The following is a 12760-nucleotide window of genomic DNA, read 5'->3' on the forward strand; positions in this document are numbered from 1 at the left end:
TACAATCCGCAGTCTGCAATTTGCCGACTGTAGATTGCAGACTGCCGACTGTATTATATGGTAACAGGCAGCTTTATCGTAAATGTTGTTCCTGTATTTACTTTGCTGTCAACCTCTATTGTGCCATTGTGGCTCGCTATTATGTTGTAAGCAATGGAAAGCCCCAGTCCCGTTCCCATGCCTGGTTCTTTGGTGGTAAAAAAGGGTTCAAATATTTTTGGAAGATCTTGCTCCGGTATGCCAGGGCCGTTATCGCTAATCACAATAAAGATAAAATAGTCTTTTCTATACGTTGCTATTCTTATCTCCCCCATTTCCTTCAAAGCCTGTGCCGCATTCAGGATGATATTCATAAAGACCTGCCCTAATTGGCGCCGGTTGCAAGGTATCGGGGGGATATTTCCGTAAGACTTAATCAATGTGGCTTTGTACTTAATCTCGTTCCGGATGATATTCAGGGCGCTTTCTATCTCCGCATTAATATCAGCCGGTTCCGGTTTATCTTCTGACCTGTGAGAGAAAATACGGAGTGAGTTAACAATGCTCTGAATCCTCCTTGTACCCTCCATGGATTCGTTTATGCTTTTCTCCATGTGAGAGGCAATGTTTTTCCTATTATCCCATGGGCGGCTTTGTGGCTTTGATTCTATCTTCAACTCCTCCAGCATCGCCTTGATGACGGCAAATTTATTATGCATCCATTCCAGATTGCTGGAGATATAGCCGACCGGATTGTTTATTTCATGGGCAATGCCTGCCGCCAATTGACCAAGGGAAGCCATTTTTTCGGATTGCAGCAACTGCATCTGTGTCCGTTCCAGTTCTGCCAGCAGGGATTGAAGGCGGGTGTTTGATGCTTCAAGTTTTTGTTTTTCTTCCAGTATTCTTTGCTCCAGCAATTTTCTCTTTGTTATGTTCCTGAAATGGGGTTGTATTCCAAACTGTGTCCGGTTTAAATCCAGTTCGCAAACCAGCACATTCCCGTCCTTTTTCATAACGCCCACCTCAAACATAGGATATTTTTCTCCTGGTTTTAACCGCCATGCGTTATCAAGTGACTCTTCAACTATGGGAACATCTTCCTTTCTGATGATACTGACGATTTTCTTAGAGAGCAAATCTTTTTGCGTGTAGCCAAATAACTCAGAGACCCTGCTATTCATATTGTTGACCATATTGCCCTCTTTCAATGTGACCATGGGATCGTTAGCCGCATCAAAAAGATCTCGCAATTCATCCCGCGCCTTTATCAAATCTGTCGTCATACGATTAAATCCCTTCGCGAGTTCTCCGAGCTCATCCTTTGACGTAACGCGTATGTGATGCCCTATATCGCCTTTTGATACCTTGCCCATTGCTGTCATCAATGATTTTAAGGGATTGACAATCCTGCCGGATATGAAAAATGCTACGACGGAAATAACAAACACGCTGGTCACTATAATAACGATAGAGTAGTTTCTTGCCCTGTATACAGGCTTAAACGCCTCTGCGATATCCGCTTCCACAAGCAATATCCAGCCCATGGGTTTTATATATTTTGAAACGCCGATGACAGGCGTTCCCATGTAATCATTATAGATGCCTGCCATCTCCCTGCCTTCGCTTATTAAAACATTGACGGGCAAGGTGTCCACCGCCTGTCTCAACAGGACATTATCTATGAACCGGGAGGAGGTTAGCATTAGCCTTTGTTTATTGACAAGATATGCCTCGCTTGTTTCGCCTCGGCGTGTCAGTGTGGTTAATTCAAAAGGAGGTCTTATCGTATGATTTCTTTTATATGAAGTATCAGCATCTTGCGCGTTAAAACAAGGTTCTTCCGTCACTATGTTTGTTTTTCCCTCACTATACATCGTCGGCGTATGCGCAGGAAGTAATAAGGCAGATGCCTCTTGTTTTGCGCCCACAGTGATACTTTCCAGTTCAGCGGCAAGTATGCGTATCCCGATCATGCCTAAAAATTCGTTTGTATCCTTATTTATAACGGAAGAGCAAAAGGTTAAACAGTATTCCCCTGTAATGTCGCACGGATAAACATCCTTTACGAACGTCCCGCCTTTTGTTTTTAAGGCAGAAAGGTCTTGCGACATATCCATACCAACACGCTGCGCATTGCTGGACGCCACTGCTATGCCCTTTGTATTTGTCGTAAAGGTCTCACGAAATCTTGGTTCGAGGCTGGTCTTGTATTGCAGATATTTGTTCAGCGCCTGGATAGCCACAGTATTTTCCGTATCATCGTTAATGCTTTCGAGATGTTCTCTGATAAAACCATCGGAGGCATAGTGTTTTGCCGAATTCTCGCCGTAAACTAAAAAGGCATTGATGTGTTCCGACAGAGATGCGCCCACCAGCGACATTTCATTAAATAACTCTGTCTCCAGTAGTTTTTTGTTATGCAGATAGTGAATGCAACACAACAGTGTTGCGGGAATAAGGGATATGCTTACAAAATACAGAAGCAGCTTTTTCCCTAAAACACCAAGTACATTTTTCATAAAAACCCTTGTCCAGTGTGTGTAAAAAACTTACATAAAAAGGCTTTTACCCATGAATACCTGCTAAGGAAACATTTTTAAACGTGTAACACTATCGTCCTCGTTCCCAAGCTCTGGCTTCGAATGGAAAAAAGAATGAAACCGGGTTATCCAGGATATTCAAAGGCCTATTTTGACCCGAATAATTCTTGCGAAAGGGAAGCAAGAGCTTCCAATGCAATTACGTTAACTACGACCCGTTAAAGAAAAGAGTACAATAATTATGGATATCCCGTAAACGCAATATTTTATCATGAAAGGTAACAGTATATAAATGAATTTGTTATGCAGGCGATAAGCAAAAAAATTATACCTTGCTGAATAACACATTTCTACCATTTTTCCGATTCGCCAAACGTAAAAACAACATAATGCTTTACCATAAACTAAAACCGAAACATCCCACTTTAAACAGAAAATAGATAAATCATCTGTTAAACCCCAAAAAGGTATCGCCAAAGATACCCGTATCGAAAGCGTAACCAATTAATATCATAAGCGATATGATTTTTGTGAGTAGAACCAGGAATAAAAGCAACCATAGTGTTAAAAGGAACTTTGTAACAGAAGATTTGACGGATACTGACAGGGAAACCTTAAAAAATAATTGCATCTTACTAAAAAAAAATATAGGATATTAAAATTTTAAAGTCAACCCATAACATATCTTAAAAATAAGAACGGGGAAAACAACTATGAATTCAGGGGTTCAAAATATAGTCAACGGACAAGGAATTATGATCACAATCAGCGGTATGCTGATTGTGTTTGCCGCACTCGCGATAACCAGTTTTTTTATTTATCTCCTTCCCATTTTTTTAAGAATATTTGCCAGCATACTTCCTGCGGAAGAAACTTCGCATCATATACCGGCATTTTACTCAGCGCCTGAAGACGAGGCGCTTGCGGCAATCGGCTTTGCCCTGCATAGTGAAGCGGGCGGCAGTATGGTTGGCAAAGAATCATTTTAGTAAAATGTGTTATCTCCGGTCTTTTTTTGGGAGGGCTTAATGGAGATTCTCTTCGAATTTCTTAAGACAACAGGATTTGCAATGATGACGTGGGGCAATGCCCTCATGATCATTGTCGGGATTTTTTTTGTAAGTCTGGCAATTATTAAAGATTATGAGCCATTACTGCTTTTGCCGATAGGATTTGGGGCGATAGTGGGAAATATTCCCTCCATAGACAGCATGGCGCTCAACGTATATCAGGAAGGGAGTGTTCTGAGTTTTCTTTACCTTGGGGTAAGCAAAGGAATATATCCGCCGCTTATTTTCCTTGGGATCGGTGCTATGACTGATTTTTCCGCCATGTTGTCGAATCCAAAGCTTGTGTTGCTTGGGGCGGCGGCACAGATAGGCATTTTTCTTACCCTCATAGGCGCGCTCTATTTAGGGTTTAGCCCCTCAGAGTCGGGCGCTATTGGCATTATTGGCGGAGCGGATGGCCCTACGGCAATATTTTTATCGTCAAAGCTGGCGCCGCATTTGTTGGGATCCATTGCGATTGCCGCCTATTCCTATATGGCACTGGTTCCGGTTATTCAGCCTCCGATAATGAGATTGCTCACCACGAAAAAAGAGAGGCTCATTCGTATGAAAGAACCGCGGCATGTATCACAGAGGGAAAAAATTATTTTCCCCGTTGCCGTGTTTCTGATTTCCGCTTTGATTGCGCCAGGTTCAATAGTGCTTATTGGCATGCTTTGCCTTGGCAACCTTTTGAAGGAAAGTTGTGTAACAGAGCGATTGGCGAACACTGCACGCAACGCCATGATCGATACTGTGACGATTATTCTCGGATTTTCAGTGGGCGCAAGCGCGCAGGCACAAACCTTTTTAACATCGCAATCCCTTCTCGTTTTTGCATTGGGCGCCATTTCTTTTGGTATAGCAACGGCAGGCGGCGTGGTTTTTGCAAAATGCATGAATCTTTTTCTAAAGGATAAGATAAACCCTCTCATTGGGGCAGCGGGCGTATCCGCTGTGCCTGACTCAGCACGCGTGGTGCAGATGGTAGGGCAGAAGGAGGACCCGCATAATTTCCTCCTTATGCACGCAATGGCGCCAAATGTTGCAGGTGTGCTTGGGTCGGCGATTGCCGCCGGTATCTTGTGGTCGATATTTGTGAAATAATATTTTTCTGTTGCAAAGATACAAAATGACGAAAAAAGTTCAATTTATGTGTACGGCATTCAGGGACGGGTTTCAATCCGTGTATGGCGCCCGTGTTCTTACCAGGGATTTTCTTCCGGCTTTGGAGGCGGCAAGAGACGCCGGTATTTCCTATTTTGAAGCAGGAGGAGGCGCACGTTTTCAATCTCTGTATTTCTATTGCAATGAAGATGCGTTTGCCATGATGGATACGTTCCGCGAAACCGCCGGCCATGGCGCAGATCTCCAGACTCTGTCCCGGGGCGTCAATGTCGTGGGGCTGGAGTCTCAATCTGGTGAAATTATACGGATGCACGCCCAACTTTTCAAAAAGCACGGTATTACAACAATCAGGAATTTCGATGCGCTCAATGATGTGAGAAATCTTATTTTCAGCGGTAAATGCATTGCTGAGGCGGGGCTGAAACACCAGATATGCATAACAATGATGGAATTGCCGCCCGGATGCACCGGTGCGCACGACCCGGATTTTTATATTAGAATACTGCGTCAGATATTGGACGAGGGAATACCATTTCACTCCTTGTGTTTTAAGGATGCTTCCGGCACAGCCGTGCCGTCAAAGGTGTATGAGACCATAAAACGGGCGCGAAAAATACTTCCGGAAGATATGTTTATTCATTTTCATACGCACGAAACCGCGGGTATTGGCGTGAGCGCCAACAAGGCGGCCCTGGATGGTGGCGCTGATGCTATCGACCTTTCCCTGTCGCCCTGTTCCGGTGGTACATGCCAGACTGATATTTTGGTCATGTGGCATGCCCTGCGTGGGACCGGATATGATCTTGATGTCAATATTGACAAAGTTCGCGAGGCGGAAGAGGTTTTTAAGGAATGTATGAAAGATTATTTTCTTCCCCCTGAGGCAACATCTGTAGAGCCGCTTATTTTATGGAGTCCCATGCCCGGCGGCGCTCTTACGGCAAATACACAAATGCTTCGCGATAACGGCATTATGGATAAATATCCGGAGGTGATCAAATCCATGAGCGAAGTGGTCAAATTGGGCGGATATGGAACCTCAGTGACACCCGTTTCCCAGTTTTACTTCCAACAGGCATTTAACAATGTTCTTTTCGGTCCCTGGCAGAAAATCGCTCCGGGCTACGGCAAAATGGTACTGGGTTATTTCGGGAAAACCCCCGTGCCGCCAGATCCGGAAATTGTGAAAATAGCGGCAGAACAACTTAAGCTGGAACCAACCGTGCGTTCTCCGCTTGAAATAAACGATGAGGATCCAAAAAAGAGTGTTAGACATGTCCGGGAAATACTTAAACAGGAGGGCATTGCAGAGACGGATGAGAATATTTTCATCGTTGCCACATGCACGGATAAGGGGTTGAAATTCCTTAAGGGAAAAGCAGAGATGGGGATTCGCCTGGTGGAGAAAAAGGGAGGACAAATCGTTGCCAATGACGAACAGAACCGGCAAGTCAGATCGCAGGAATACCTGCTGACGGTGAACGGAAAAGAGTATTCGGTTACGATTGAAGGAAACAAGGCAAAGGTAAATGGTAAAATCTATCAGGTAGAAATTCACAAAACACCGGAGGCAGTAACGGCTGTAGGCGTAAAGAAAATTAAGGAAGAAGGCCTTGCGGTAAAAGCGCAAATGCCCGGGAAGGTGATTCGGCTCACCTCAAGGATCGGAGATTATCTTCATTCCGGGCAGTCAATTTTAGTTGTTGAGGCAATGAAAATGGAAATACACGTTTCAAGCCCTGCAGAGGGAACAGTAATAGATATAAAGGTAAAAGAATGCGACCAGATTGTCACCGGACAGGTGCTTGCGTTTATAAACTAAAAGGCGGGTTATTCTACTTCTCCCGCCCAAACATCACACAATAAACCATCATCACCGCGAAGGATGATTTGCCCTTTCTCCCCGAATCCCGTCAAGATACCCGACCTTTGTTCCATTCCCTCTCCCAGGGTTATACGCTCTCCTACGAAACAGCAGCGCGCGAGCCATTCGTTACGTATGGCTGGAAATCCGCCGGCTTCCCAACGGTCGATCCACTGAGGCAGCATTTCAAGAATAATATTGAGAACATCCCTGATGAGATGTTTTTTGCCGGTCTCTATGCGAAGAGAAGTTGCGGGTTTTTTCATAGAAGAAACCTGCGGCTCCTGCATATTCACATTGACTCCCACGCCAACAACGATGGCAGCATGCCCGTTCGGGCGTTTCACGCCACTCTCCTCGGAAAGAATTCCACCGATTTTACGACCCCTCACAAGAAGGTCGTTTGGCCACTTCGTTTGTGTCGTGAAACCAAAGGTATCCAGGGCGGAAGCGATTCCCAGTGAAATTGCCATGGAGAGTGAAGCAAGCCCCGAAAGGTCATGCCGGGTAGACAAAAGAAAGGAAAAGGTGAGATCTTCTCCAGGTTGTGAAAGCCAATGATGATTGCTTCGACCATGACCGGCTGTTTGCTCAAGGGCAGCCAATACAAATCCTGTGGGAATATCTTTTTCATTTTTAAGCCAGCGCAGAAGGACGGTGTTGGTAGATGATAATTTGTCGTGCCATTCAGGTTCCAGAAATTTTATCATGGTTTAGCAAGGGAAAAAATTGTCAACAATGGCAATTACAGGTGAAAATCCGTGCATAATCAAATTATTATAGTATTTGCCAGAGTATCTGCAATATCTATTTTAAAAACCGTGCAACGCATGTTGTGCAGTAAGAAAAATATTCAATTCTCAATGCCCACTAAAAACAAATTATCATTGATATCGCTATGTCTATTATGGCATAATGCGTAATCAGATTTTATATACAGGAATTTACATCTTGCGGGATTAACTCAAGTAGTGCGACTAGTATAACGTTTCATTAAAATATCTACATTGATACCGTCATTGCAAACGACAGCGAAGCAATCTTAAGTTTTTTGGGAACAAGAGATTGCTTTGTCGCTCCACTCCTCGCAAGGACATTTTTTTACGTACACATTTTAACGAAATGATGTACTCGCCGGGTTCAGATTTGCAACCTAATCGCGCAAAGGATATGTACGTGAAAGCCGCCGAAGGGGTAATGTATGAAGGCAAAAATAAAAATATGGCTGGAATGCGGGGATGGCGTTGCATTTGCCGAAGGCAGGAGATTGCTGCTTGAGGCGGTAGACAGGCTTGGTTCTCTTAACGCCGCGGCAAAGGAGATGGGGATGTCATATCGTGCGGCATGGGGGAAAATAAGGGCTACTGAAAAGGTGTTGGGGATTAAATTGTTAAAAGTTACTACGGGGGGAAAGGGCGGCGGTGGCGCGGTACTGACAGAGGACGCGAAAAGGCTGATGATAAATTTTAATACCTATAAAAACAGGCTTAACACTTTAGCGGAAAAGGAATTTAAGCGCATTTTCGGAAAATAACTATGGCCTGCAAACTTAATGGCAAAATAATGAAAATCAATAAGGGCAGGATTCATACCCATATTCAAATCATGTGGAAAGACATCCCTCTGAGCGCCGTTATCACTACAGCCTCTTGCGACGATATGAATATTTTCGAGGGGGATGCTATCAGTGTGCTTATGAAAAGCACAGACCTGATACTGGCAAAGGCATTTCGAGGCATGTTGAGCGCCAGAAATTTTATAACAGGAGTTGTTGTAACCATTCTCCGGGGCGATGTGCTGTCAAAGGTTATTTTTGAATCCCAGGGAGACACGCTCTGCGCAATTGTCACCAATGCTTCATTAGAAGAAATGAATATGCAAACAGGAGAAGAAATAACAGCAATTATCAAATCAACCGAATTGATTTTATTTAAAAACAAAAAGGGCATCTAAATGAACGGAGAAGCACGCAATTGTTAGTTGTCAACCTTCAGAAAAAATGGCATTCCTTTCAACTCGATGCTGCATTTAAAATATCCACGGGGGAGGTCACCGTTTTATTTGGTCCGTCAGGCGCAGGAAAGTCGAGCATATTGCGTTTTGTCTCCGGACTGTCAACGGCGGATAATGGCAGCATTCAAAACGGAAACGACGTCTGGTTTGACAAGCAAAACAATATAAACCTTCCCCCACAATACCGGTCGGTTGGCTTTGTCTTTCAGGATTATGCATTGTTTCCGCACCTGACGGTTGAAAAGAATGTATTATATGGGGCAAAAAAAAGGCATGAGGGGGATAAAGTAAAAGACCTGCTTGCACTTGTCGGGCTTTCCGGTTACGAGCATTATTATCCGTCTCAATTGTCAGGCGGACAAAAACAAAGAGTAGCGCTTATAAGGGCGCTGGCAAGAGAACCCGATATTTTGTTAATGGACGAACCGCTTTCCGCCGTGGATTGGCAGACGCGCAGGCAATTGCAGGATGATCTGAAGCGTATCCTGCGCCAGCTTAAGGTAACAACCCTGTATGTAACACATGATATTCCGGAAACCTATAAAATGGCAGACAACGTTGTTGTGATACATTCCGGCAGTGTAATAAAGCAGGGGACTCCGGAAGAAGTTTTTTTGGGGAAAAGGCTCAGTACGCGGATACAGCTGGCAGGTAAAGTCGTCGGTACCGAACACGATACTATCATGACAATAGTTACTGTTTTGCACGCGGAGCAATATTTTAAAACACTCATCGATACCGAAGAGGTGCAAAGATTAAACTTAAAAATTGGAGATGACGTTATTATTGGGGCAAAGTCTTCAGATGTTGTCTTGTTCAAGCCGCTATAAAAAAGTGTAAATTTTCATTATCGTTATGTCAAATATGATATATCGTATTTCGGAAGCGCCGATGTGATTTATTTTTGCAGTTTTTTTTAGAAAGGAGGGTTTTTGTGTTTGGCAGAAAATTTAAACGTGTACTTTGGCGTTTATTAATAGTATGTAGTGTTTTAGTAGTCAATACGATGCGGCCTTGCATGGCATATGGTGACGAACTGGAGGAATTAAAAGGGCAATTGAAACAAATGGAGGAGGCGTTTTCAATACAGCAAAAAATGTTGAAACAGATGGAAATCATAGCATTGAGCCAGCAGGAGCAAATCAAAGAATTGAAAAGTCGTGTAGAGTCTATAAGTGAAAAACCCGTGGTAATTGCAACAGAAGAAATAAAAGATGAAGTAAAGCATGAGGTTGAGAACTATCTGTCCTCGGATGAGGTGCGCGAGAAATTGGGGATTGGCCTGCCAGACATTCCATTATTGGAGAGGAGCAGGACAGAAGCAGATATATGTGATATATTCTACACGCCTGATGATAGTAGCTATGCACTAAGTATTCGGTCGCACAGCGGCGATTATTCGCTAAACATAGGCGGCAGATTGCAGATGAGGTATCAGTATAATGACAAGGACGGAGATTTCGGGGGTGTAGATACTCAAAATATTGATGTCCGCCGGGCAAGAATCTATATGGGGGGAAACATCTATAGCAAAACGATTAATTATTACTGGGCTATAGATGCGGATAGCTTCGATGTTCAATTAAGGGATTTCTACTTGTACTGGACGCCTTATAAAGAATTGAACGCAAAAATTGGATATTTTAAAGTACCGTTTAACAGAGAAATGGTTGTCTCCTCGCAAAGACTGTTGTTTCAGGATAGAGCCATTGCCAGTGATGCCTTTGGCCAGTACCGTGACTATGGCCTGGATATTTACGGAAGACCGTTTGACGGACACATTGAATACCATGCCGCAGTATTTCAGGGGGCCGGTGATAATCCCTCAAAAAGGATTACAGGAAAAGACGAAAATCTCGATAACGAAATCATGTCCGTGTTGAGCCTGAGATATAATCCGTTTGGAAAATTTAATTACTACGACGGAACGGACATTGGATATTCCAAAACCCTTAAAGCTACTTTTGGATCATCCGTAGCCTTTAATGGAAAGAAGAGGGATGTAAAACGCGATGATACGGATATAATAGTAGGTGTGATTGATTTCGGCTTAAGGTATAAGGGCATTGCATGGGATAGCGAATACTATATGATGACAGAAAATCCTGAGTCTGATGGCGGCGGGGATTCCGTGGGGTCAGACGGATTTTTTACACAGGCCGGTTATTTTGTTATACCAAAAAAACTTGAGATAGCGGCACGCTATTCCATGGTTGACCCGGATGATGATGTATCAAACGATATTCAAAGGGAGTATACAGCGGGAATAAATTATTATTTCCGTGGTCATCGGTCAAAAATACAGGCCGATTTTGGCACTTTTATCACTGAGCAAGGCGACGAACAGGATAAAAGAGAAAACAAGTACAGATTACAGTACGAAATTGCATTTTAGTATAAGGGCGATTACGTTTTAGTGTAATAGAACAAAATTTATTAACCTCATTTAATAATATAACAAGGAGTTAACTTATGGTATCCAGACTATTTCTTGCCGGTGCCGTTTTTTCTGTGGCAATATTTTTCGTAGCAACAGAAGTTCTGTCTGAAAACGGTGAACGGCTTCTGCTTTTCGTAGGCGCTGCAAGCAAGCCGCCGACCGAGGAGGCGGTGAAGCTGTTTGAAAAAAAGACGGGTGTTAGGGTAGAGGTAGTATTTGGTGGTTCGGGATATATTCTCTCGCAGATGATATTGGCAAAGAAAGGAGATATTTATTTCCCGGGTTCATCAGACTATATGGAAAAGGCAAAAAGGGAAGGCTATGTATATCCTGAAACTGAAAGGATTGTTGTGTATCTTGTCCCTGCAATAAATGTGCAAAAAGGCAACCCGAAGCATATTAAAGGCCTGGAAGATTTGGCGCATCCCGGTATTAAAGTAGCCATAGCAAATCCGGAGGGTGTGTGTGTCGGAGCGTATGCAGTGGAAATAATTGAAAAGAATTTCACAAAAAAGCAGAAAAAAGATTTTAAAAAAAACATTGTAAATTATACGGAGAGTTGCGCAAAAACACTGACGGTTGTCTCTTTAAAACAGGTGGATGCGGTAATAGGGTGGAGTGTTTTTCAGCACTGGAACCCGGAGACAGTTGAAACAATTCCCCTAAAGAGCGATGAAGTTGTGCGTGTGGGTTATATACCTATCGCGGTCTCCACCTTTACTAAAAACAAAGTGCTTGCTGAGCAGTTTGTTGATTTCATCCTTTCTGAAGAAGTACGATCAATATTCAAAGAGTATCAATATTTTTCATCGGAACAGGAAGCCTTTGCATGGATAGGTCAAAAGCCTGTTGGCGGCGAATATGCCGTTCCGGCAGAATGGACGACCGGGAAATGAGATTTAAAAGACTTTGTATAATGTTTGCTTTCTGCTCGTTTTTCCTCTATGCCGGGCTTATTGTATCACTTGCCTACTTTTTCAGGGGATCCCTTTTTGCAGAGACGCTTTTTAATGAGAGAACTTTTTATTCCATTCGCCTCAGCGTGTCAGCGGCTACCATCGCGACATTAATTTCTTTGTTCATTGCCATCCCCTCCGCCTATGCATTGTCGCGGTGTCATTTTCCCGGAAAAGGCATTATAGATACGATGCTCGAACTTCCAATGATTGTTTCTCCTGCTGCGCTGGGCGCCATGCTTCTCATTTTTTTCAGCAACCCTGCCGGAAGCTGGCTGCAGCAACACGGAGTGCAGTTCGTGTTTGCCTTCCCGGGGATTATCCTTGCCCAATTTATCACTACTGCCGGAATTGCAACGCGGCTAATAAAGGCTGCGATGGACGAAATACCCGGCAAGTACGAGGATGTTGCCAGTTCGCTTGGCGCATCGCCGCTAAAATCATTTTTAACGGTCACGCTTCCCCTGAGCAAACGTGGCATTATTGCCGGCGCTATTTTAACATGGGCAAAGGCGCTTGGAGAATTTGGTGCAACTATCACCATTGCAGGCTCAATGGCAATGAAAACAGAAACGATTCCTATAGCAATATTTATGAGTCTTTCCAATGCAGATATCGAAAGAACCGTAATTCTCATTTTTATCCTTATTGGAACAGGTATCGGGGTGTTGTACGGCACAAGGCTGTTGTTAAGAAAGATGCCCTATGATTGGAAATAGTATATTTTCTGTAACTATTCAGCGTAAACGATACACGGCTAGTTCCCAAACCTTGTACTGAACATAGTG

11 protein-coding genes are annotated in these 12760 nt (G+C 43.6%); 9 read left to right on the forward strand and 2 right to left on the reverse strand.

What is annotated here, in order from left to right; genetic code table 11:
• Nucleotides 1-53: 53 nt before the first annotated feature.
• Nucleotides 54-2501 carry an ATP-binding protein gene (locus M5U24_RS13485; protein ID WP_099325020.1) on the reverse strand — a complete coding sequence of 816 codons (2448 nt, stop codon included), beginning with the start codon at nucleotides 2499-2501 and terminating at the stop codon, nucleotides 54-56.
• Between the two features lie 734 nt (nucleotides 2502-3235).
• Between M5U24_RS13485 and M5U24_RS13490 the strand changes: the two genes are divergently transcribed.
• The 3 genes from M5U24_RS13490 to M5U24_RS13500 are packed head-to-tail and all read left to right on the forward strand — an operon-like array spanning nucleotide 3236 to nucleotide 6521.
• Entirely contained in the window at nucleotides 3236-3511 is a 276-nt protein-coding gene (locus tag M5U24_RS13490; protein ID WP_099325019.1) for an OadG family protein, read from the forward strand.
• 39 nt (nucleotides 3512-3550) lie between these two features.
• Nucleotides 3551-4678 (forward strand): sodium ion-translocating decarboxylase subunit beta, encoded by a 1128-nt coding sequence (locus tag M5U24_RS13495; protein ID WP_099325018.1) that lies wholly within the window; start codon nucleotides 3551-3553, stop codon nucleotides 4676-4678.
• Nucleotides 4679-4703: 25 nt separating this feature from the next.
• Nucleotides 4704-6521 (forward strand): biotin/lipoyl-containing protein, encoded by a 1818-nt coding sequence (locus tag M5U24_RS13500; protein WP_164994408.1) that lies wholly within the window; start codon nucleotides 4704-4706, stop codon nucleotides 6519-6521.
• A gap of 8 nt (nucleotides 6522-6529) precedes the next feature.
• Here M5U24_RS13500 and M5U24_RS13505 read toward each other — a convergent pair whose 3' ends face one another.
• Nucleotides 6530-7273, reverse strand: a complete 744-nt coding sequence (locus M5U24_RS13505) for a biotin--[acetyl-CoA-carboxylase] ligase (RefSeq protein WP_099325016.1) — start codon at nucleotides 7271-7273, stop codon at nucleotides 6530-6532.
• Nucleotides 7274-7764: 491 nt separating this feature from the next.
• On the opposite strand from M5U24_RS13505, the gene M5U24_RS13510 reads away from it, so the two are divergent.
• The 6 genes from M5U24_RS13510 to M5U24_RS13535 all read left to right on the forward strand — a co-directional run bounded on the left by M5U24_RS13510 (nucleotide 7765) and on the right by M5U24_RS13535 (nucleotide 12691).
• Nucleotides 7765-8097: a LysR family transcriptional regulator gene (locus tag M5U24_RS13510; protein WP_099325015.1), complete on the forward strand. Its 333-nt coding sequence runs from the start codon at nucleotides 7765-7767 to the stop codon at nucleotides 8095-8097.
• 2 nt (nucleotides 8098-8099) lie between these two features.
• Entirely contained in the window at nucleotides 8100-8516 is a 417-nt protein-coding gene (locus M5U24_RS13515) for a TOBE domain-containing protein (protein WP_099325014.1), read from the forward strand.
• Between the two features lie 20 nt (nucleotides 8517-8536).
• Nucleotides 8537-9406: an ATP-binding cassette domain-containing protein gene (locus tag M5U24_RS13520; protein WP_099325013.1), complete on the forward strand. Its 870-nt coding sequence runs from the start codon at nucleotides 8537-8539 to the stop codon at nucleotides 9404-9406.
• 104 nt (nucleotides 9407-9510) lie between these two features.
• The gene (locus M5U24_RS13525; RefSeq protein WP_230405721.1) at nucleotides 9511-10971 is read left to right on the forward strand and encodes a porin; all 1461 of its coding nucleotides are present in this window, start codon (nucleotides 9511-9513) and stop codon (nucleotides 10969-10971) included.
• Nucleotides 10972-11048: 77 nt separating this feature from the next.
• Nucleotides 11049-11912 carry a molybdate ABC transporter substrate-binding protein gene (gene modA / locus M5U24_RS13530; RefSeq protein ID WP_099325012.1) on the forward strand — a complete coding sequence of 288 codons (864 nt, stop codon included), beginning with the start codon at nucleotides 11049-11051 and terminating at the stop codon, nucleotides 11910-11912.
• On the forward strand, nucleotides 11909-12691 hold the full coding sequence (locus tag M5U24_RS13535; protein ID WP_099325011.1) for an ABC transporter permease: 783 nt from the start codon (nucleotides 11909-11911) through the stop codon (nucleotides 12689-12691). The genes modA and M5U24_RS13535 overlap by 4 nt, the downstream gene beginning before the upstream one ends.
• Nucleotides 12692-12760 lie beyond the last annotated feature (69 nt).

The sequence above is a fragment of the Candidatus Kuenenia sp. genome, from assembly GCF_027493735.1.
Taxonomy (GTDB): Bacteria; Planctomycetota; Brocadiia; order Brocadiales; family Brocadiaceae; genus Kuenenia; species Kuenenia stuttgartiensis_A.

What these genes read in the sequence shown, in the direction of transcription:
- M5U24_RS13505 (WP_099325016.1), bottom strand. Translation starts at nt 7,273, where the DNA reads ATGATAAAATTTCTGGAACCTGAATGGCACGACAAATTATCATCTACC.
- M5U24_RS13535 (WP_099325011.1), top strand. Translation starts at nt 11,909, where the DNA reads ATGAGATTTAAAAGACTTTGTATAATGTTTGCTTTCTGCTCGTTTTTC.
- M5U24_RS13500 (WP_164994408.1), top strand. Translation starts at nt 4,704, where the DNA reads ATGACGAAAAAAGTTCAATTTATGTGTACGGCATTCAGGGACGGGTTT.
- M5U24_RS13495 (WP_099325018.1), top strand. Translation starts at nt 3,551, where the DNA reads ATGGAGATTCTCTTCGAATTTCTTAAGACAACAGGATTTGCAATGATG.
- M5U24_RS13515 (WP_099325014.1), top strand. Translation starts at nt 8,100, where the DNA reads ATGGCCTGCAAACTTAATGGCAAAATAATGAAAATCAATAAGGGCAGG.
- M5U24_RS13485 (WP_099325020.1), bottom strand. Translation starts at nt 2,501, where the DNA reads ATGAAAAATGTACTTGGTGTTTTAGGGAAAAAGCTGCTTCTGTATTTT.
- modA (WP_099325012.1), top strand. Translation starts at nt 11,049, where the DNA reads ATGGTATCCAGACTATTTCTTGCCGGTGCCGTTTTTTCTGTGGCAATA.
- M5U24_RS13510 (WP_099325015.1), top strand. Translation starts at nt 7,765, where the DNA reads ATGAAGGCAAAAATAAAAATATGGCTGGAATGCGGGGATGGCGTTGCA.
- M5U24_RS13490 (WP_099325019.1), top strand. Translation starts at nt 3,236, where the DNA reads ATGAATTCAGGGGTTCAAAATATAGTCAACGGACAAGGAATTATGATC.